Genomic DNA, 20,507 nt, shown 5'->3' on the forward strand with positions numbered 1-20,507 from the left:
CCATGTCGGCTACGCCCAAGAAGAACCTGATGCTCTTCTCCGGGCGGGCCCACCCCGAGCTCGCCGAGCAGGTCGCCAAGCACCTCGACGTCACGATCACGCCGCAGTCGGCGTACTCGTTCGCCAACGGGGAGATCTTCGTCCGGTTCGAGGAGTCGGTCCGCGGCTGCGACGCGTTCGTGCTGCAGAGCCACTCCGCGCCGATCAACGACCAGATCATGGAGCACCTGATCATGGTCGACGCGCTCAAGCGCGCCTCGGCCAAGCGGATCACCGTCGTCATGCCGTTCTGGGGCTACGCGCGCCAGGACAAGAAGCACCGCGGCCGCGAGCCCATCTCCGCCCGCCTGATCGCCGACATGTTCCTCGTCGCCGGGGCCGACCGGATCATGACCGTCGACCTGCACACCGCCCAGATCCAGGGCTTCTTCGACGGCCCGGTCGACCACCTCTTCGCCCTCCCGGTGCTCGCCGAGTACCTCAAGCGCACCTACGCCGACCGCGAGCTCGCCGTCGTCTCCCCCGACTCCGGCCGCGTCCGCCTGGCCGAGCGCTGGGCCGAGACCCTCGGCGGCACCCCGCTGGCCTTCATCCACAAGACCCGCGACCCGCGCAAGCCCAACGAGGCCGTCGCCAACCGCGTCGTCGGCGACATCCACGGCCGCACCTGCGTCGTCATCGACGACATGATCGACACCGGCGGCACGGTGGCCAAGGCCGTCGAGGCCCTGCTGGCCCAGGGCGCCCGCGACGTGATCGTCGCGGCCACCCACGGGGTCCTCTCGGGGCCCGCCACCGAGCGCCTCAGCACGTGCGGGGCGCGAGAGGTGGTCTTCACCGACACCCTCCCGATCCCCGACGAGAAGCGGTTCCCGGCGATGACGGTCCTCTCGATCGCCCCGCTCCTGGCCCAGGCCATCCACCAGGTGTTCGACGACGGGTCGGTCACGAGCCTGTTCGACGGGAACGCCTGAGCCACCCACCCGCCACCCCCACCCGGCCACGGCGTATCGTCCTCTCCAGTTCCGCGGCGAGGGCGGGTGTCCTTCTAGCCCGCCGTGATCGACGCTGACCCGGTCCTCCCGGTCGGCATCGCTGCGCGCACACACCGCATCCGCTGATCGAGGAGAAGTACCGTGGCCGAGGCCCGAATCGACGCCGAGACCCGCACGGAGTTCGGCAAGGGCGCCGCCCGCCGCACCCGCCGTGCCGGCAAGATCCCCGCCGTGCTCTACGGGCACGGCACCGACCCGCAGCACCTCTCGCTCCCGGAGCTGGAGTTCAAGCGCGTGGTCCGCGAGCAGGGTCGCAACGCCGTCCTGACGCTGAACATCGGCGGCACCCCGCAGCTCGCGCTGACCAAGACGGTCGTGCAGCACCCGATCCGCCCCTACATCGAGCACGTCGACCTGCTGGTGATCCGCCGCGGCGAGAAGGTCGAGGTCGAGGTCCAGGTCATCATCTCCGGCCAGGCCGCCCCCGGCACCCTGATCACGCAGGAGCTCAACACCCTGCTCGTCGAGGCCGACGTCTCCTCGATCCCGGAGACCATCGAGGTCTCGGTCGAGGGCCTGCCGATCGGCACGCAGATCCTGGCCGGCTCGCTGACGATGCCCGCCAACACCGAGCTGAAGACCGACCCCGAGGCCCTCGTCGTCAACGTCAACGCGGCGCCGACCGAGGAGGACATGGAGGCCGAGGTCGACATCGAGGGCGCCGGCGTCGTCGAGGACGCGCCGGAGACCGAGGCCGACGAGGACACCACCGCCGAGGCCGGCTCCGAGGAGTCGTCCGACGACGAGAAGTCCGAGAGCTGACGTGGCGCCGGGTCCCGCCCTGGTGGTCGGGCTCGGCAACCCCGGCCCGGACTACGCCGAGACCCGGCACAACGTCGGCTTCCGCGTCGTCGACCTCCTGGCGACGCGGGCCGGCGGGGGCCGGTTCTCCAAGCACCGCAGCAACGCGGACGTCCTGGAGGGCCGGCTCGCCGGCCGCCGGGTCGTGCTGGCCAAGCCGCGCACGTACATGAACGTGAGCGGCGGGCCGGTCGCGAACCTCGCGAAGTACTTCTCCGTGCCCGTCGAGGACATCGTCGTCGTGCACGACGAGCTCGACCTCGGCTTCGGCGTCGTCCGCCTCAAGCGCGGCGGCGGCGAGGGCGGGCACAACGGGCTGCGGTCGATCACGTCGTCGATCGGCACGCGCGACTACCTGCGCGTCCGCTTCGGCATCGGCCGCCCGCCGGGCCGCCAGGACCCGGCCGACTACGTGCTCAAGCGGTTCTCCGGAGCGGAGACCAAGGAGCTGGAGTTCGCCGTCGACCTGGCCGCCGACGCCGCCGAGGCGCTGCTCGCCGACGGCCTCGAGCCGGCGCAGAACCGGTTCCACGCGCTCTCGGGCTGATCCCCTCCGAAGCGAGCGGCACTCTCACCCGACCACGTTGGGCGAGAGTGCCGTTCGCTCACGGGACCCGGTGCGTGAGCGCGCGAGCTCCGCTCAGACCCGCGCCCTCAGCAGCTCCCCCGTCGCCGCCCGCCGGAGCTTCCCCGACGGGGTCTTGGGCAGGCTGCCCGGCCCCAGCACCACGACCTCCGCCGGCCGCACCCCCACCGCCGAGACGACGCGCGACGTCACGTCCTTGCGGATCGCCTGCTCGGCCTCGGGATCGCCCGCCCTCCGCGACTCCACCGCCACCAGGAACGACTCGCGGTGCCGTCCGCTCTCCGCGCCCGCGAACATCCGCACCGCCACCACGTTGCCCGCGCGCACCTCGCCCGCCTCGGCGGCGGCGCGCTCGATGTCGGTCGGGTAGATGTTGCGGCCGCCCATGATGATCACGTCCTTGCGGCGCCCGCACACGACGACCTGCCCGTCGGCGACGTAGCCCTCGTCGCCGGTGTCGAGCCAGCCGTCGGCGTCCTGCGTGGCGACCGGGCCGTCGACGGTCAGGTAGCCCGGCGTCACCGACTCCCCGCGCAGGTGGATCACGCCGACGCCCCGCTCGCCGAGGACCGCGCCGTCGTCGCCGACGACCTTGACCTCGATCCCGGGCAGGGGCGGGCCCAGGCGCGGGAAGCGGCGGGTCGGGCCGTAGGTGGCGGGGGCAGCGTGGCGGTGCGCCTCGAGCTGGTCGGCGTCGACGTGGTCGACCTGCAGGCCGGTGTCGATCGGCGCGAACGACACGCCGAGCGCCGTCTCGGCCATCCCGTACGCGGCGAGGACGGCGTCGGGCCGCAGCCCGAACCGCGCCCCCGACGCGACGAAGGCGTCGACGGCGTCGGGGTCGATCGGCTCGGCGCCGTTGAGCGCGATGCGCAGCGACGACAGGTCGAGCGGCCCGTCGGCGCGGGCGAGCTGGCGCCCGAGCACGGCGTAGGCGAAGTTCGGGGCGGCCGTGACGGTGCCGCCGTACTTCGAGATCAGCTCGGCCCACAGCAGCGGGCGGGTGAGGAAGTCGACCGGCGTGACCGTGACCAGCTCCAGGCCGGTGGACATCGGGATCGTCAGGAACCCGACCATCCCCATGTCGTGGAACAGCGGCAGCCACGACACCATCACGTCGCGCTCGATGTCCAGGCGCGAGGCCTCGACCATCCCGCGGATGTTGGCGAACAGGTTGCGGTGGGTGATGCGGACGGCCTTGGGCTCCGCGGTGGAGCCGCTCGTGAGCTGCAGCAGGGCGGTGTCGTCCTCGCCCGCGACCCCGGCGTCGGGTTCGACCGGCTCGCCGTCGAGCGAGTCGATCGTGCGGAACGCGATGCCGCGCTCGGTGAGGACGGGCGCGAGGGCGTCGAACGGGGCGCCGAGCAGGACCAGCTCCGCGCCGATCATCCCGAGGACGGAGACGGTGTCCTCGGCCCACGCGGCGAGGTCGGTGCGGGCGGTGGGCTGGTGCAGCATCGTGACGCTGCCGCCGCACAGCCACACGGCCTGCGCGGCCGGGGCGATCGCGGCGGGCTCGCCGGCCAGCACGCCGACGGCGGAGCCCGGGGACACCTCCGCGCGCAGCGCGCCCGCCATCCGCCGGGCCTGGTCGTGCACCTCGGGCCAGCTACGGCGGACGGGGGCCTTCGGCTCCCCGGTCGTCATCGCGTGGGTGGAGCCGGCGGCGGACTCCAGCAGCATCGCCAGGAACCGGGACATACCGGGAGCCTACGTGCGGAGCACCTCGGGTGCTCCGCGCAGGCTTTGCTCTGAGCACCCGGACGCAACGGGCCAGGTGGTGCGTATCGGTGCTCAGAGCAAAGCGGGAGCGGGGCGGGCACTACCATCGACAGCCGTGTCCGACGCCGCCCTGCCGCCCTCCCCCGTCACCGCCGCCGTGCAGGCCGCGCTCCCGGGAGCCCGCGCCGACCTCGAACGCCTCGTGCGCATCCCGAGCATCTGGGCCGACCCCTCCCACGCCGACGACACCCGCCGCAGCGCCGACGCCGTGGCCGACCTCGCCCGCGCGGCCGGGGCCGCGGACGTGAGCGTCATCGCGGCCGAGGGCGGCGCGCCCGCCGTCCTCGCCCACTGGCCCGCCCCCGAGGGCGCGCCGACGGTGCTGCTCTACGCCCACCACGACGTCCAGCCCACCGGCGGCGACGACGAGTGGACCAGCCCGCCGTTCGAGCCGACCGAGCGCGACGGGCGCCTCTACGCCCGCGGCGCCGCCGACGACAAGGCCGGCGTCATGACCCACCTCGCCGTCCTGCGCGCCTACGACGGCCGCCCGCCCGTCGGCGTGACGCTGTTCGTCGAGGGCGAGGAGGAGTCCGGCTCCCCGACGCTGCCCGCGCTGCTGCGCGAGCACCACGCCGCACTGGCCTGCGACGTCATCGTCATCGCCGACGCCGGCAACCCCGCCGTCGACGTCCCGGCGCTGACGACGAGCCTGCGCGGCCTGGTCGACGTCGTGATCGAGGTGTCGATGCTGGAGCGCCCGGTGCACTCCGGGGTCTACGGCGGGCCGGTCGGCGACGCGCTCACCGCGCTGTGCCGCACGCTCGCGAGCCTGCACGACGACGACGGCGAGGTCGCCGTGCCCGGGCTGGTGCACGGCCGCTCCGACGCCCCGGAGTTCGACGAGGCCACGTTCCGCTCCGACGTGGGCCTGCTCGAGGGCGTCGAGCTGATCGGCTGCGGCACGATCCCGGAGCGCTCGTGGAACAAGCCCGCCGCGGCCGTGCTGGGCATCGACGCGCCGCGCGTCGACGACTCGTCCAACGTCCTGCTCCCCCGCGCCCGCGCCGCGGTGAGCCTGCGCCTGGCCCCCGGCGACGACGCCGCGAAGGCGCGCGACGCCCTGACCGAGCACCTGCGCGCGCACGTGCCGTGGGGCGCCCGCGTCGACGTCCGCCCGCACCACGGCACCGCCGAGCCGTTCAGCATCGACGCCACCGGCGCCGCCTACGACGCCGCGCGCCGCAGCTTCGCCCACGCCTTCGGCAACGAGGTCGTCGAGACCGGCATCGGCGGCTCCATCCCGTTCATCGCCGAGTTCGCGCGCACCTTCCCCGGCGCGGCCGTGCTCGTCACCGGCGTCGGCGACCCGGCCAGCCGCTGGCACGGCATCGACGAGAGCCTCGACCTCGGGATGTTCGGCCGCGGGGTGCTCGCCGAGGCCCTGCTGCTGGCCGACGTCGCCGGCAGCGGTCCGGGCGCGATCGCGGTCGACGGCTGACCGCAGGGCGGTCCACTCTGGTCGGGTGATCCACGCACGCGGGCTCGCCCGCAGCTTCAGGACCCGCCGCGGCACGGTGGACGCCGTGTCCGGCGTCGACATCGACGTGTCCCCGGGCGAGCTCGTCGGCTTCCTCGGCCCCAACGGCGCCGGGAAGTCCACCACCCTGCGGATGCTCACGACGCTCATCGACCCCACGGCGGGCACGGCCACGGTGGCGGGCCACGACCTGCTCACCGAGCCGGTGGCGGTGCGCCGCAAGATCGGCTACGTCGGCCAGAACGGCGGGGCGGGGCCCGACTGCCGCGTCGGCGAGGAGCTGGTCCTGCAGGGCCGCCTCTACGGGCTGTCGGCCGCCGACGCCGCCCGGCGCGCCGCCGAGCTGATCCACGACCTCGACCTCACCGGCCTCGACACCCGCGTCGTCTCCACGCTGTCGGGCGGGCAGCGCCGGCGCCTCGACATCGCGATGGGCCTGATGCACCTGCCCACGCTGCTGTTCCTCGACGAGCCCTCCACCGGCCTCGACCCGCAGAGCCGCGCCAACCTGTGGGGCCACATCCGCGGCCTGCACGCCGAGCACGGCACCACGCTGTTCCTCACCACGCACTACCTCGACGAGGCCGACGCGCTCTGCGACCGGATCCTCGTCATCGACCAGGGCCGGATCGTCGCCGAGGGCACCCCGGACGCGCTCAAGCGCCGCGTCTCCGGCGACCTCGTCCTCGTCGGCACCACCGACCCGGCCCGCACCGCACAGCTCGTGGAGCGCCTGGGCACCGAGCTGACCGTCGACGGCCCGTCGGTGCGGTTCCGCGTCGACGACGGCGCGGCGGTGCTGCCCGGCCTGCTGCGCGAGCTCGACGCCGCCGGCATCACGATGACCTCTGCCGAGGTGCGGCGCCCCAGCCTCGACGACGTCTTCCTCACCCTCACCGGACGGTCCCTGCGCGAGGACGCGCCGGCCGCTCCCGAGCCCGTGGAGGCCCGGCCGTGACCGTCGCCACCGAGACCTGGCTGATCTTCCAGCGCTCCCTGCGCCAGTCGCTGCGCAACCCGTTCTGGGTCGTCATCGGGATCGTGCAGCCGTTCCTCTACCTCGCGCTGTTCGGCCCGCTGCTCATCCCGATCGTGCAGAGCACCCCCGGCTTCCCGCCCGGCGACGCCTGGCAGGTGCTGGTGCCGGCGCTGCTCATCCAGCTCGGCCTGTTCGGCGGGCTGTTCGTCGGCTTCTCGATCCTCACCGAGTTCAAGGCCGGGGTCGTCGAGCGGATGCAGGTGACGCCGGTCAGCCGCGTCGCGCTGCTGCTGGGCCGGGCGCTCAAGGAGACCGCCGTCCTGCTCGCCCAGGGCGTCCTGCTGACGGTGCTCGCGATCCCGTTCGGCCTGCGCGCGCCGCTCGGCGGCGTGGTCGTGGGCCTCGTGCTGGTGGCGGTGCTCGGCTTCGCGGCGTCGTCGGCTTCCTACGCGCTGGCGCTGCGGGTCAAGAGCGAGGAGGCGTTCGTCCCCATCGTGCAGTCGGTGTTCCTGCCGCTGCTGCTGCTCTCGGGGATCCTGCTGCCGATGTCGATCGCCCCGGCGTGGCTGTTCGCGCTGTCGCGGGTCAACCCGTTCGTCTACGTCGTCGACGCCACCCGGGCGGTGTTCGTCGGGGACCTGTTCTCGGCCACCGCGCTCGTCGGGATCGCCGTGGCGCTCGTGCTCGCCGCCGTGTCGCTGCTCTGGGGGGTCCGCACGTTCCAGCGGGAGAGCGCCTGATCCTCGCCGGAGGGCAGACTGGGCGGGTGCGGATCGGACTGCTCGGCGCCGTGGAGGCGTGGCCGGACGCGCCCGGCACCGCCGTCCCGCTGCCCGGCCTGCGCGTGCGCGGCCTGCTGGCGCGCCTCGCGCTCGACGCCGGGCGGCCCGTCGGCACGGCCGCGCTGGTCGACGACCTGTGGGGCGAGCAGCCCCCGGACGCGGCGGGCAACGCGCTGCAGGCGCTCGTCTCCCGGCTGCGGCGGGCCGTCGGCGCCGACCTGGTCGGCACCGAGCCGGGCGGCTACCGGCTCCGGATCGCCCCGGACGCCGTCGACGCCCTGCGGTTCGACGCGCTCGCCGCCGACCCCGCCCGCCTCACCGAGGCCCTGGCCCTGTGGCGCGGTCCGGCGCTGGCCGACGTCCGCGACCTCCCCTTCGCGGCCGCCGCGGCCGACCGCCTCGACGAGCGCCGCGCCGCGGCCGTCGAGCGGCGGGCCGCGCTCGCGCTGGGGTCCGGCGGGCCGGCCGACCTCGACGCCCTGACCGCGCAGCTCGCGGCCGCCCCGCTGCGCGAGACCACCGCCGCGCTGCTCGCCCGCGCCCTGCACGCCACGGGCCGCCAGGCCGACGCGCTCGCGGTGGTCGACCGCACCGCCGCCCGCCTCGCCGACGAGCTGGGCATCGACCCCGGCGCCGAGCTGGCGGCGGCGCGCATGGAGGTGCTCCGGCAGGCCCCGGCCCGGCCGCGCGCCGCGCCCCCGGCGGGTGCGCCGGTGAGCAGCTTCGTCGGCCGCGACGACGACGTGCGGCGCGTCCGGACCCTGCTCGGCACCCACCGGCTCGTCACGCTCACCGGCCCCGGCGGCGCGGGCAAGACGCGGCTGTCGCGCGAGGCCGTCGACGGCGAGCCGCACGTGCGGGTCGCCGAGCTCGCCCCGCTCACCGGCCCGGAGCAGCTCCCGGCCACGCTGCTGGCCGCCGTCGGCGGTCCGGAGCTGCAGCTGCGTGCCTCCGACGAGGCCGCCGCGGCGGTCCCCGACCGGCTCGTGGCGGCGCTGACCGGCCGCGACACCCTGCTCGTCCTCGACAACTGCGAGCACCTGGTGCACGCCGCCGCCGCGCTCGTCGACCTGCTCCTGCCGCGCTGCCCCGCTCTGCGGGTGCTCGCCACCAGCCGCGAGCCGCTCGGCGTGCCGGGCGAGGTGCTGCACCCCGTCGACGCGCTCCGCGGCGCCGACGCCGTGCGGCTGTTCGTCGACCGCGCGGCCGCCGTCCGCCCCGGCTTCGCCCTCACCCCGCAGGTCGAGCCGGTCGTCGCCGAGATCTGCCGGCGCCTGGACGGGCAGCCCCTGCCGATCGAGCTGGCCGCCGCCCGGATCCGCACCCTGAGCCCGGCCGAGATCGCCGAGCGCCTCGCCGACCGGTTCCGGCTGCTCACCACCGGCCCCCGCACCGCGCAGCCGCGGCACCAGACGCTGCGCGCCGTCGTCGACTGGAGCTGGGACCTGCTCGCCGAGCCGGAGCGGGCCGTGGCCCGGCGGCTCGGCGCGTTCGCGGGCGGGGCCACGGCCGCGACGGCCGAGCGGGTGTGCAGCGGCCCGGACGTGCCCGACGTGTTCGACGCCCTCGCCTCGCTCGTCGACAAGTCGCTGGTCGTCGCCGTCCCCCAGGCCGAGGGGCCCACCCGCTACCGGATGCTGGAGACGATCCGCGTCTACGCCGTCGAGCGGCTCGACGAGGCCGGCGAGCGCGAGCGGGCGGAGGCGGCGCACCTCGCCGTCGTGCTGGAGCTCGTCGAGGAGGCCGAGCCCCGGCTGCGCGGGCCCGGGCAGCTCGACCGCCTGGCCCGGCTGCGCGCGGAGGCCGAGGAGATCGACGTCGCGCTGCGCCGCACGGTCGCCGCGGGCGACTCCGCGGCCGCGCACCGCCTCGCCGCCGCGATGGGCTGGTCCTGGATGATCCGCGGGCTGCTCGAGGAGGCCCGCCGCTGGTTCGAGGCCGTGCACGTCCTCGACGGGCCGGCGCCGGCCGCGGCCCGCGCGCTGGTCACCGGCTACCTCGGCATCTCCTGCGTCGGCGGGGTCGAGAGCGAGCGGGGCACCGCGCTCCTCGCCGACGCGATCGCGATCGTCGACACCCTGCCGGAGCCGCGGCACCCGCTCCTGGACCTGCTCGGCCCCGGCACCGACGTCTTCTCCGGCCGCGGCGACGACGCGATCCGCCGCCTGTCCCACGAGGCGACCGATCCGTGGCTGCGGGCGTTCGCCCTGCAGGTGCGGGCCGTCGCGGCGGAGAACGACGGCCGCATCGACGACCAGCGCCGCCTGCTGCGCGCCGCCCGCGCGCTGCACGCCTCCACCGGCGACCGGTTCGGGCTGGGCATGGCGGTGCACTCGCTCGGCGAGCTGGAGGAGGTGGCCGGTGACCCCGTGGCGGCCGCCGCCGCCTACGACGAGGCCATCGTGCTGGCCGAGGAGCTCGGCAACGACGACCGCATCGACTTCCTGAGCCGCCGGGCCGTGCTGCACGCGAGCCAGGGCGACCGCGCCGCCGCCTGCGCCACCCTGCGGCGGGCGGAGGACGCCTCCGACGGGTCGGCACCGTCGCGGTGGACGATCGCCGTGTCCCGCGCCGGGATCGAGCGGCTCACCGGTGACGTCGACGCGGCCCGCGCGGCCGTCGCCGTCGCCTCGGCCGGGCTGCGGCAGCTGGAGGACGAGGCCGGCCTGGCGGTCGCGCAGCGCAAGGCGTGGGTCGGCGCGCTGCGCGCCGAGATCGAGCTGACGGCCGGCGACCCGGACGCCGCACAGGGGCCGCTCGCCGACGCCGTCGCCGCGGCGCTGGAGGCACGGGACGGGCCGGTGAGCGGGATGGTCGCGGAGGTGGCGGCCCGGCTGCTGCTCGCCCACGGCGACGCCGAGGGCGCCGCGCTGCTGCTCGGCGTCGCGCACACGCAGCGCGGCGCGCTCGACCTCGGCAGTGCCGACGTCCTCGCCTCGCTCGCGCAGGTCGACGACGTGCTCGGCCCCGCCGCGGCGCAGGAGGCGCAGCGGCGGGGCCGGGAGCTGCCGCGCGACGACGGGCTGGCCGAGCTGGAGCGGGCCGTCGCGGCGGTGGGCGGGACCTACGTGCGGCGGCGGTAGAGCGCCACCGCGAGCGGGGCGAAGACCGCCACGACCACGGCGGAGGTCACCAGCGTCGCCGTCGCCGGGCCGAGCACCGGGCCGCCGCCCAGCAGTCCCCGCACCGCGTCGGCCGCCTTCGAGACCGGGTTGACCTCGACGAACCCGCGCAGCCAGGACGGCATGGTGTCGGCGGGCACGAAGACGCTGGAGCCGAACGTGATCGGCAGCATGATCAGCGCGCCGAGGCCCTGCACCGAGCGGGGATCCCTGACGACCATCGCCAGCGCGGTGAACACCCAGCACAGCGCGAACGCGAGCGCCATCACCAGGCCCATCGCGGCGACGAACGCCAGCGGGCCGGCGTCCGAGCGGAACCCGAGCAGCGCCCCGAACGCGAGCATGACCAGGCCGGAGGTGACGTAGCGGGCGAGGTCGGCGCCGATCGCGCCGAGCAGCGGTGCGCTGCGGGAGATCGGCAGGCTGCGGAAGCGGTCGAAGATGCCGGTCTTGAGGTCGTCGGCCAGGCCGACGCCGGTGCCCGCCGACGCGAACACGACCGTCTGCACGAGCACGCCCGGGAGCGCGAACTGCAGGTAGGTGGCCGGGTCGCCGGCGATCGCGCCGCCGAAGACGTAGACGAACAGCAGCAGGAAGACCACCGGCTGCAGGGTGACGTCGAGCAGCGCCTCGGGCGAGTGGACGGTCTTGACGATGCCGCGCCAGGCGAGCGTGGCGCCGTGCCGGAGCGTGGACGATCCCCGACGGGTGGGGACGACCGTGGTGGGCGCGGCGGGTTCGAGGGTGGTGGTCATGCTGGTGGTGGTCATGCGGCGGCCTCCTCGGCGGCGCGGCCGGTCAGGGTGAGGAACACGTCGTCGAGGCTGGGCAGGCGCAGCCCCAGCTCGGCGACGGCGATGCCGGCGCGGTCCAGGTCGGCGCCGGCGCGGTGGAGCAGGTCGGGGCGGTCGGCGGCGACGGTGATCTCCCCGGTCGCGTCGGCCGCGGGGACGTGGCCCGGCGCCAGGTCGGCCACGACGGCGAGCGCCGCGGGCAGGTCGGCGCGGTGCAGCGGGCGCACGTGCAGCCGCTGCCCGCCGACGTCGGACTTCAGGCTGGCCGGGGTGCCCGCGGCGATGACCGACCCGCGGTCGAGGACCACCAGGTCGTCGGCGAGCTGGTCGGCCTCCTCCAGGTACTGGGTCGTGAGCAGCACGGTGACGCCGTCGGCGGCGAGCGCGCGGACCGTGTCCCACACCTCCGCGCGGTGGCGCGGATCGAGCCCGGTGGTCGGTTCGTCGAGGAACAGGACGTCGGGGCGCCCGATCAGGCTGATCGCGAGGTCGAGGCGGCGGCGCATGCCCCCGGAGTAGGTGCGGACGCGCCGGCCGCCCGCGTCGGCGAGCCCGAAGCGGTCGAGCAGGTCGGTGGCGCGGCGTCGGGCGTCGGCGCGGGAGAGGTCGAGCAGGCGCGCGACCAGCACGATGTTGTCGCGGCCGGTCAGGGCCTCGTCGACGGCGGCGTACTGGCCGGTGAGCCCGATGCGGGAGCGCACGGCGTCCGCGTCGGCGACGACGTCGTGGCCGAGCACCGACGCGCTGCCGCCGTCGGGGCGCAGCAGGGTGGCGAGGATGCGGACGGTCGTGGTCTTGCCGGAGCCGTTGGGGCCGAGCAGGCCCAGCACGGACCCGGCACGGGCGGTGAGGTCGACGCCGGCCAGTGCGGTCGTGTCGCCGTAGGTCTTGACCAGTCCCCGCACGTCGATGACGGGGTCGTGGGTGGCGGATTCCATGACCCGAGGGTGCGCCCGCGCCCTGACACCGGGCTGATCCGGCGCTGACAGCGGCCCTGACACGGGCGCCGGCACCGGGAGAGGGAGAGGGGTACCGACCCGCCGCCGTCGAACGGCGGGCCGGCGCCTCGGTGTGCGTGCTCCCCAGCAGGGGTCCCCCGACCCCCCTCGCACGACCACCACGCTAGGCGGTGGTGATCACGCGCGCCTCGGTCGAAAGTCTGATCCCGGGGGGCCGTCAGCCCTCGGCGAGCTCCGCCGCCTCGAGCCAGGCCTGCTCGACGCCCTCGATCTCGGCGTCGACGTCCTTGAGCTCCGCGTTCAGCGTCTGGAGCCGGTCGGGGTCGGTGGCCGCCTCGGCCAGTGCGGCGTGCAGCTTCTCCTGCTTCTGCGTCAGCGCCGTCATCCGGCGCTCGATCCGCTGCAGCTCCTTGCGGGCCGCGCGCTGGTCGGCGGCGCTGGACGCCGGGCGCGGGGCCGCGGCGGCGGAGGGGCCGGCGGTGAGCCCGTTGACCTGGTCGCCGGACCGGGCGCGGCGCGCCAGGTACTCCTCGATGCCGCCGGGCAGGTGCGTGATCTTCCCGTCGCCGAACAGCGCGACGACCGTGTCGCAGGCGCGTTCGAGCAGGTACCGGTCGTGGCTGACGACGACGAGCGTGCCCGGCCAGCCGTCGAGGAGGTCCTCGAGGCGGGACAGGGTGTCGACGTCGAGGTCGTTGGTGGGCTCGTCGAGCAGCAGGACGTTGGGCTCGGCCATCAGCAGCCGGGTGAGCTGCAGGCGGCGGCGCTCGCCGCCCGACAGGTCCCCGACCGGCGTCCACTGCCGCGACGCCGGGAACCCGAGCCGCTCCAGCACCGACGACGCCGTGAGCTCCAGCTTGCCCAGCCGCACGTACTTCGCCACCTGCTCGGTGGCCTCCAGCACGCGCATGTCCTTCGGCAGGTCCACCAGCTCCTGGCTCAGCTCCGCGAGCTGCACCGTGGTGCCGGTGACGAGCCGGCCGCCGTCGAGCGGGCGCTCGCCGGTGAGGCTGCGCAGCAGCGTCGTCTTGCCGGAGCCGTTGACGCCCACGATCCCGATGCGGTCGCCCGGGCCCAGGCGCCAGGTGACGCGGTCGAGCAGCGTGCGCCCGGCCACGACCGCCGTGGCGTCCTCGAGCTCCAGCACCGTCCTCCCGAGCCGGTTGGTGGCGAAGCCGAGCAGCTCGACGGTGTTGCGCGGCGGCGGCACGTCGGCGATCAGGGCCTCGGCGGCCTCGATCCGGTACCGCGGCTTCGACGTCCGCGCGGGCGGGCCGCGCCGCAGCCACGCCAGCTCCTTGCGGGCCAGGTTCTGCCGCTTGGCCTCGGCGGAGTCGGCCTGGCGGGTGCGCTCGGCCCGGGCGAAGATCCAGTCGGCGTAGCCGCCGAGGTAGCTCTCCACGCGCCCGTTCGCGACCTCCCAGGTGCGGGTGCAGACCGCGTCGAGGAACCAGCGGTCGTGCGTGACGACCAGGACGGCGCAGCGCCGCGAGATCAGGTGCCCGGCCAGCCAGGTGATGCCCTCGACGTCGAGGTGGTTGGTGGGCTCGTCGAGGACGACGAGGTCGGGGTCGCCGACGAGCGCCGCGGCCAGGGCGACGCGGCGCTTCTCGCCGCCCGACAGGCCGTCGGTGGTGCGGTCGAGGTCGCCGATGCCCAGGCCGTCGAGGACGTCGCGGACCTTCGCGTCGGCGGCCCACTCGTGGTCGGCGGCGCCCTCCCAGGCGGCGAGCACGACGTCGCGGACGCGGGCGCCCTTGGGCAGCGCGTCGCCCTGCACGAGGTGGGCGAGGTTGAGGTCGCCGAGGCGGCTGACGCGGCCGCCGTCGGGGGCGCGGACGCCGGTGACGATGTCGAGCAGCGTGGTCTTGCCGCCGCCGTTGAGGCCGACGACGCCGACGCGCTCACCGCGCTCGACGCCGAGCGAGACGGCGTCGAGCAGCACCCGCGACGCGTCGCCGGGGACGTGGGCGGTGACGGCCTCGAGGTTGACGAGGTTCTGCTGACGGGGCGGCATCAGGCACGCACCGACGGCCAGCTCGTGGGCGGGGCGGGTTCCTCGACGACGCGCGCGCCGGGCACCGGCCCGTGGGCCACGCGCACCGTGCGGCAGACGCCGAGCCCGGCCAGCTCCGCGGCGGCCTCCATCGCGGCCTCGGCGCTCGTGCACAGGAACGCGCAGGTGGGCCCGGAGCCGGACACGATCCCGGCCAGCGCCCCGGCGTCGACGCCCGCGCGCAGCGTGCGCCGCAGCTCCGGCACCATGCTGACGGCCGCGGCCTGCAGGTCGTTGCCCAGCGACAGCGCGAGCTGCCGGGGGTCGCCGCCCGCGATGGCCTCCAGCACCGGCTCCACCGGACGGTCGACGGGCTCGGCGTCGCCGCGCAGGCGGTCGAGCTCGCCGAACACCCGGGGCGTCGACAGCCCGCCCCGGTGCAGCGCGATCACCCAGTGCAGCGGGTGCCGCGACAGGACCGGCACGATCCGCTCGCCGCGTCCGGTGCCCAGCGCGGTGCCGCCGTAGAGGGCGAAGGTGACGTCGCTGCCCAGCTCGGCGGCGATCGGGGCCAGCTCGTCGCGGGTGAGGTCGAGCTTCCACAGCGCCGACAGCCCGACCAGCGTGGCCGCGGCGTCGGCGCTGCCGCCCGCCATGCCCCCGGCGACCGGGATGCCCTTGCGCAGCACCAGCGTGACGTCGGGGTCGCGGCCCGCCTGCTCGGCCAGCCGCTGCACCGCGCGCCAGGCGAGGTTCGTCTCGTCGGCCGGCACCTCGCTGACGCCCTCGCCGAACACCTCGATGCCGGGCTCCCCCTGCGTCACGCTCACCTCGTCGAACAGGCTCACCGCGTGGAAGACCGTGACGAGGTCGTGGAAGCCGTCCTCGCGCACCGGGCCCACGGCCAGATGCAGGTTGATCTTGGCGGGGACCCGGACGGTGACCGGGGGTGGGACGGCGGACAGCACCCGTCAACCCTACGGGCAGCGGAGCGCGCGGGTGGCGGCGCCGCTACCCGACGGGCGTGACGGTGGTCGCGTCGGCGTCCCGGGAGCGGGCCAGGTGCCGCGGCAGGGCGAAGCACAGCGCCGCCACGAGGCCGATCAGCACGACGCCCGCGGGCAGCAGCAGCGCCTGCGCCATCGCGGTGGCGAAGCCGGCGTGCAGCGGCTCGGGCAGCTGCGCGATCGTCTCCGTCGGCCCGCCTCCCGGCGCCGCGGGCAGGTTCGCCGCGAGCCGCGACGCGATGAGCACCGCGATGGCCGCGCTGCCCAGGACCGCGCCGATCTGCCGGGTCGTGTTGTAGACCCCGGAGCCGGCCCCGGCGTCGGCGGGCGGGAGGTTGCGCGTGGCGGTGGTGGAGACCGGGGCCCAGACGAAGCCATTGGCCACGCCGAGCAGGGCGATCGGCAGCAGCAGCTGCCAGATCGGTGTGTCGGGGCCCATCACCGCGGCGAGCCAGACCAGCGACACCGACCACGACGCCAGGCCGATCCCGGCGAGCACCCGCGGGTGCATCCGGTCGGTCAGCGCGCCGACGTACAGGGCCAGGACCCCGGAGACCACGGCCATCGGCACCAGCAGCAGCGCCGACCCGGTGGGGCTCAGCCCGAGCACGGCCTGGGCGTAGAACAGGATCGGGAAGACCATCGCGGTGACCGTGAAGCCGACCGTGGAGATCACGACGTTGGCCAGGCTGAAGTTGCGGTCGCGGAACAGCCCCAGGCGCACGAGCGGCTCGGCCGGGCCGCGCGCCTGCCAGACGACGAACGCCGCCAGGACCACGACGCCCGTGCCGATCAGCGACCACACCGAGACCGGGCCGACGATCGTGCCCCAGTCGTAGGCCTGCCCCTCCTGGATGCCGAACACCAGCAGGAACATGCCGACGGCGCTGAGGGCGACGCCGACGAGGTCGAAGCGGCGCACGTGCGTCGGGAGCTCGGGCACGAGCCGCAGGGCGAGCAGGAACCCGACGACGCCGACGGGCACGTTGATGAAGAAGATCCACTCCCAGCCGAGGCCGTCGACCAGCACTCCGCCCAGGATCGGCCCGACGAGCGTGGCGATGCCCGCGACGGCGCCCCACAGGCTCATCGCGCGCCCCCGGTTCTCGGCGGGGAACGTCCGCGTGATGACGGCCATCGTCTGCGGCGTCATCAGCGCGGCGCCCAGGCCCTGCACCACCCGTGCGGCGACGAGCTCGCCGAGCGTGCCGGTGAGCCCGCACCACAGCGACGCGAGCGTGAAGACCACGAGCCCGACGAGGTAGACCCGGCGCGGGCCGAAGCGGTCGCCGAGCCGGCCGGTGACCAGCAGCGGCACCGCGTAGGCCAGCAGGTACGCGCTCGTGACCCAGACGACCGCGTCCACGCTGACGCCGAGGTCGGCCATGATCGCGGGTGTCGCCACCGAGACGATGGTGGAGTCCACCAGGATCATGAAGAACCCGAGCACCAGGGCCCAGAGCGCCGGCCACGGGTTCGCCGGAGTCCCCTCCGCGCCCCGCACGGGCTGCTGCGTGGTCATGTCCGGAGTATCAGCCGGGCCCGGGGAGCCGACAACTCGGCCCCGGGGGGCGCGGGGACGATCCGGTCAGACGGCGGCGAGGCGGGCGAAATCCTCGATGCCCAGGCGCTCGGCGCGCGTCATCGGGTCGATCCCGGCCGCGCGCAGCGCCTCCTCGGCGGCCGCGGGCGACCCGGCCCAGCCGGCGAGCGCGCTGCGCAGCGCCTTGCGCCGCTGCGCGAACGCCGCGTCGATCAGCGCGAACACGGCGACGCGGTCGCCGGGCGGGGGGTCGCGGCGGTCGAAGGCGAGCAGCCCGGAGTCGACGCCGGGCACCGGCCAGAACACCGCGCGCGGCACGGGCCCCGCGCGGCGGGCGGCGGCGAACCAGGCGAGCTTCGCGCTGGGCACCCCGTACGCCCGGCTGCCCGGCCCGGCGGCGAGGCGCTCGGCCACCTCCGACTGCACCATCACCAGTCCGCGGCGCAGCGCGGGCAGCTCGGCGAGCAGGTGCAGCACCACGGGCACGCCCACGTTGTAGGGCAGGTTCGCGACCAGCGCCGTGGCACCCGGCAGCTGCTCCGCCCCGACCCGCAGCGCGTCGGCGGTGACCACGGTGAGCCGGTCGGCCAGCGTCGGGGCGCGGTCGGCGACGGTCGCGGGCAGGCGCGCGGCGAGCACCGGGTCGATCTCCACGGCGTGCACCCCCGCGACGGCGGGCAGCAGCGCGAGCGTCAGCGACCCGAGCCCGGGACCGACCTCCACCACCACGTCGTCGGGCGCGAGCTCGGCCGCCTTCACGATGCGGCGCACCGTGTTGGGGTCGTGCACGAAGTTCTGCCCGAGCTTCTTGGTGGGTCGGACCCCCAGCTCGTCGGCGAGGGCCCGCACCTCCGCGGGGCCGAGCAGTCGGGAGGGTCCGGTCGCTGCCCCGTGCGTCGCTGCCCCGTCGGTCACTGCCCCATCATCGGGGCAGGCCGAGCTTGCGCGAGCAGGCGGGCCAGGCGCCGTAACCGCCGCGGTCGTCGCGGACCTTGGTGGCGATCGCGATCTGCTCCTCGCGGCTGGCCTGGTGCGGCAGGTCGGCGTACTCGTCGCCGCCGTAGGCGTTCCAGGTGGAGCGGTCGAACTGCAGGCCGCCGTAGTAGCCGTTGCCGGTGTTGATCGCCCAGTTGCCGGTGGCCTCGCACTGCACGAGCCGGTCCCAGACACCGCCGTCGGACACGGCCGGGGCCTGCGGGACGTCGTCGTTGGTGCCGACCCGCACGATCCGCGGCGACGGCGGCGTCGTCGACCCGGCGCGCACCTGCACGCGGCGCACCTCCTGGCCGTTCTGCACGAAGACGCGGACGACGGCGGTCTGCTCGCCCGGGCGGCCGGGGTCGACGACCTCGCGCTCGCCGCGCGGCATCTCCGGGTCCTCGACGACCTCCTCGGGCGGCGCGATGGTGCGGGTCTCGATGACCTCGCCCTCGCCGTTGCGCACGATCTGGACCGCGGTGCCGTCGGTGAGGACGGTGTCGGGGCTGGGGACGGCGACGTCGTCGGGGCCGAGCGTGACGCCCTGCTCGGCGAGCAGGCCGGCGACCGTGCCGGCCGAGGTCGTGACGGGGACCTGCGCGGCGGGCCCGTCGGCCAGCGACACGGTGCGCGGGATGTTGAGCTCCAGCGCGAGGCCCGAGAGCGGGATCGTCGCGTCCGGGGAGGTCGACATCTGGATCGGCGCGGCCTCCATGCCGAGGCTCGACAGCGCCTCCTGCACGGACGCGGCCGTCGTCCAGACCTGCCGCTCCTGGCCGCCCTCGACGAGGGTGAGCGGGCGGGCGCGGTTGACGATGATGTAGTCGCCGTCGGCGACGTCGGTGGGCAGCGCGGGCTGCACGCGGTCCTGCGGGCTCGGGACCATGCCGGCGGCGGCCAGCGCGCCGGCGACGTCACCGGCGAACGTGTGGAGCGTGCGCTCCTGGCCGTCGACCGAGAGCACGACGGCCTTGTCCATGGCCAGCGCGCTCGCCCCGCCGCCGAGGAGGGCGAGCAGGACGGCCAGCACCGTGGCGCGGACGCCGACGCGGGCCGTGCGGGCGCGGCGGGGGGCGGGGAGGGCGGGCGCCGGGGCGGCCTCGGGAGCGACCTCCGGCTCCTCCACCACGACCGCGGCGAACTGCTCGGTGTGCGGCTCGTCGCTCTCGGCCGGGGCCTCGGGAGCGGGCGCCTCGACCCCCGTGAGCGGCCCGGTCAGTCCCTCGTCGATCAGGAGCGGGGCCATCGGCCCGGTGAGCTCCTCGGGGCGCTGGTCGTCCCGGACGACCGTGATCGGGCCGGTCGGGGGCAGCGGCTCGATCTCCGGGATGCCGAGCAGGCGCATCCGGACCGGACGGCCGATGACCGGCGCGTTCTCGATCTCGGGGACGGCCGACGGCTCCGGGAAGACCTCCGCGGTGCCGAACCAGCCGTCGTCGTCGAGGGGGCGCGAGCCGGGGTGCCCGACGGACACCGACTCGGGGGGCACGAACTCGCCCACGCGGGCGAGTGCGGCACGGCGTCGCGCGCGCGCGGATACGTCGACCACACCGATCCTGACCTCGACGGACCCGGGCAGGGGAGGAGTCACCGGCCGCGGTGGTCCGAGGGCGACGTGCTGGGGGAGCGCCTCGGACCACCGCGACCGCTGTGCTGGGGAGCGTTCCCCACCCCGGTTGAGCGATCACGGAACCGTAACGGGCGGTGAGCGAACGGACCGGCTCGCGACACACCGTGAGCGCCGAGTGGCCGCTCCGCTACGCCGAACGAGCGCCGTCTACGCCGGGCGTGCCGCTGGGCGCGGTGGATGGCAGCTCAGCGAACCGGAACACCCGCTCGGCGTTGCGCCGGGCGGCGTCGGCGACGTCCTCGGCTGTGACACTGCGCAGGGCCGCGATCCCGCGCACCGTCCAGGGCAGGCAGAACGGCTCGTTCGCGCGCCCGCGGTGCGGGTGCGGCGTGAGGAAGGGTGCGTCGGTCTCCACGAGGAACCCGTCCTCGGGCACCAGCACCGCCGCCTCCTGCAGGTCGCGGCTGTTCTTGAACGTCACGGGCCCGGCGAAGGACAGCACGTACCCGGCGTCGACGCACTCGCGCGCCATCGCCGCGTCACCGGAGAAGCAGTGGAACACCACCGTCTCCGGGGCGCCCTCCTCGCGCAGCACGCGCAGGACGTCGGCGTGCGCGTCGCGGTCGTGGATCATCAGCGGCTTGGCCAGGCGCTTGGCCAGGTCGATGTGCCAGCGGAACTCGCGCTCCTGGGCGTCGTGCGGGGAGTACTGCCAGTAGTGGTCGAGCCCCGTCTCCCCCACCGCGACGACGCGCGGGTCGCGCGCCAGCGCCTCGATCTCGGCGCGCTCGGCCTCGGAGACGGCGGCGGTCCGCGTGGGGTGCAGCGCCACGGCGGCGGCGACGCGCTCGTCCCAGTGGGCGGCGCGGACGGCGAACCGGGCGCCGTCGAGGTCGTCGGCGATCGTCACCGCGCGCGTGACGTTCACGGCCTCGGCGCGGTCCATCGCCGCCCGCACGTCCTCGGCCGTGACGCAGCCGCAGGCGTCGAGGTGGGTGTGGGAGTCGACGGTCGGGACGCCGAGCGGCTCGGGCGGCTCCGGCGCCGCCCGCCGCCCGTGCCCGCTCAAAGTT

Annotated in this window: 16 protein-coding genes; 7 read left to right on the top strand and 9 right to left on the bottom strand. The window is 75.6% G+C overall.

Annotated elements, in window-relative coordinates:
- Positions 1-2: 2 nt before the first annotated feature.
- From HOP40_RS03810 to pth, 3 genes are all read left to right on the top strand, one after another.
- Positions 3-974 (top strand): ribose-phosphate diphosphokinase, encoded by a 972-nt coding sequence (locus HOP40_RS03810; protein ID WP_172154682.1) that lies wholly within the window; start codon positions 3-5, stop codon positions 972-974.
- Positions 975-1,136: 162 nt separating this feature from the next.
- Entirely contained in the window at positions 1,137-1,817 is a 681-nt protein-coding gene (locus tag HOP40_RS03815) for a 50S ribosomal protein L25/general stress protein Ctc (protein ID WP_172154684.1), read from the top strand.
- A gap of 1 nt (position 1,818) precedes the next feature.
- Entirely contained in the window at positions 1,819-2,403 is a 585-nt protein-coding gene (gene pth / locus HOP40_RS03820; protein WP_172154686.1) for an aminoacyl-tRNA hydrolase, read from the top strand.
- Between the two features lie 93 nt (positions 2,404-2,496).
- Here the strand turns inward: pth and HOP40_RS03825 are convergent, their stop codons facing one another.
- On the bottom strand, positions 2,497-4,143 hold the full coding sequence (locus tag HOP40_RS03825) for a fatty acyl-AMP ligase (protein WP_172154688.1): 1,647 nt from the start codon (positions 4,141-4,143) through the stop codon (positions 2,497-2,499).
- Between the two features lie 136 nt (positions 4,144-4,279).
- On the opposite strand from HOP40_RS03825, the gene HOP40_RS03830 reads away from it, so the two are divergent.
- From HOP40_RS03830 to HOP40_RS03845, 4 genes are read left to right on the top strand one after another with little or no spacing between them, the layout of a single operon-like run.
- Positions 4,280-5,665, top strand: coding sequence for a dipeptidase (locus HOP40_RS03830; RefSeq protein WP_240157494.1), 1,386 nt, complete (start codon positions 4,280-4,282; stop codon positions 5,663-5,665).
- Positions 5,666-5,690: 25 nt separating this feature from the next.
- The gene (locus HOP40_RS03835; RefSeq protein ID WP_172154690.1) at positions 5,691-6,662 is read left to right on the top strand and encodes an ATP-binding cassette domain-containing protein; all 972 of its coding nucleotides are present in this window, start codon (positions 5,691-5,693) and stop codon (positions 6,660-6,662) included.
- Positions 6,659-7,423 carry an ABC transporter permease gene (locus tag HOP40_RS03840; protein WP_172154692.1) on the top strand — a complete coding sequence of 255 codons (765 nt, stop codon included), beginning with the start codon at positions 6,659-6,661 and terminating at the stop codon, positions 7,421-7,423. Before HOP40_RS03835 ends, HOP40_RS03840 begins: the two co-directional genes overlap by 4 nt.
- Before the next feature lie 26 nt (positions 7,424-7,449).
- The gene (locus tag HOP40_RS03845; RefSeq protein ID WP_172154694.1) at positions 7,450-10,548 is read left to right on the top strand and encodes an AfsR/SARP family transcriptional regulator; all 3,099 of its coding nucleotides are present in this window, start codon (positions 7,450-7,452) and stop codon (positions 10,546-10,548) included.
- On the opposite strand, the gene HOP40_RS03850 is transcribed toward HOP40_RS03845, so the two are convergent.
- The 8 genes from HOP40_RS03850 to HOP40_RS03885 all read right to left on the bottom strand — a co-directional run bounded on the left by HOP40_RS03850 (position 10,530) and on the right by HOP40_RS03885 (position 20,503).
- Positions 10,530-11,357: an ABC transporter permease gene (locus HOP40_RS03850; protein WP_240157495.1), complete on the bottom strand. Its 828-nt coding sequence runs from the start codon at positions 11,355-11,357 to the stop codon at positions 10,530-10,532. The two genes, HOP40_RS03845 and HOP40_RS03850, sit on opposite strands and share 19 nt — an antisense overlap.
- Positions 11,354-12,319, bottom strand: coding sequence for an ATP-binding cassette domain-containing protein (locus HOP40_RS03855; protein WP_172154705.1), 966 nt, complete (start codon positions 12,317-12,319; stop codon positions 11,354-11,356). Before HOP40_RS03855 ends, HOP40_RS03850 begins: the two co-directional genes overlap by 4 nt.
- A gap of 238 nt (positions 12,320-12,557) precedes the next feature.
- Positions 12,558-14,357 (bottom strand): ABC-F family ATP-binding cassette domain-containing protein, encoded by a 1,800-nt coding sequence (locus tag HOP40_RS03860; RefSeq protein WP_172154707.1) that lies wholly within the window; start codon positions 14,355-14,357, stop codon positions 12,558-12,560.
- Positions 14,357-15,304 carry a 4-(cytidine 5'-diphospho)-2-C-methyl-D-erythritol kinase gene (locus tag HOP40_RS03865; RefSeq protein ID WP_172154709.1) on the bottom strand — a complete coding sequence of 316 codons (948 nt, stop codon included), beginning with the start codon at positions 15,302-15,304 and terminating at the stop codon, positions 14,357-14,359. The genes HOP40_RS03860 and HOP40_RS03865 overlap by 1 nt, the downstream gene beginning before the upstream one ends.
- 43 nt (positions 15,305-15,347) lie before the next feature.
- Positions 15,348-16,865 carry a DHA2 family efflux MFS transporter permease subunit gene (locus HOP40_RS03870; RefSeq protein ID WP_172154711.1) on the bottom strand — a complete coding sequence of 506 codons (1,518 nt, stop codon included), beginning with the start codon at positions 16,863-16,865 and terminating at the stop codon, positions 15,348-15,350.
- 66 nt (positions 16,866-16,931) lie between these two features.
- Positions 16,932-17,801 carry a 16S rRNA (adenine(1518)-N(6)/adenine(1519)-N(6))-dimethyltransferase RsmA gene (gene rsmA, locus HOP40_RS03875; protein WP_172154713.1) on the bottom strand — a complete coding sequence of 290 codons (870 nt, stop codon included), beginning with the start codon at positions 17,799-17,801 and terminating at the stop codon, positions 16,932-16,934.
- Positions 17,802-17,808: 7 nt separating this feature from the next.
- The gene (locus HOP40_RS36320; RefSeq protein WP_172154724.1) at positions 17,809-19,365 is read right to left on the bottom strand and encodes a resuscitation-promoting factor; all 1,557 of its coding nucleotides are present in this window, start codon (positions 19,363-19,365) and stop codon (positions 17,809-17,811) included.
- Between the two features lie 256 nt (positions 19,366-19,621).
- Positions 19,622-20,503, bottom strand: a complete 882-nt coding sequence (locus HOP40_RS03885) for a TatD family hydrolase (RefSeq protein WP_172154726.1) — start codon at positions 20,501-20,503, stop codon at positions 19,622-19,624.
- Positions 20,504-20,507: the final 4 nt, after the last annotated feature.

The sequence above is a fragment of the Pseudonocardia broussonetiae genome, from assembly GCF_013155125.1.
Lineage (GTDB): Bacteria > Actinomycetota > Actinomycetes > Mycobacteriales > Pseudonocardiaceae > Pseudonocardia > Pseudonocardia broussonetiae.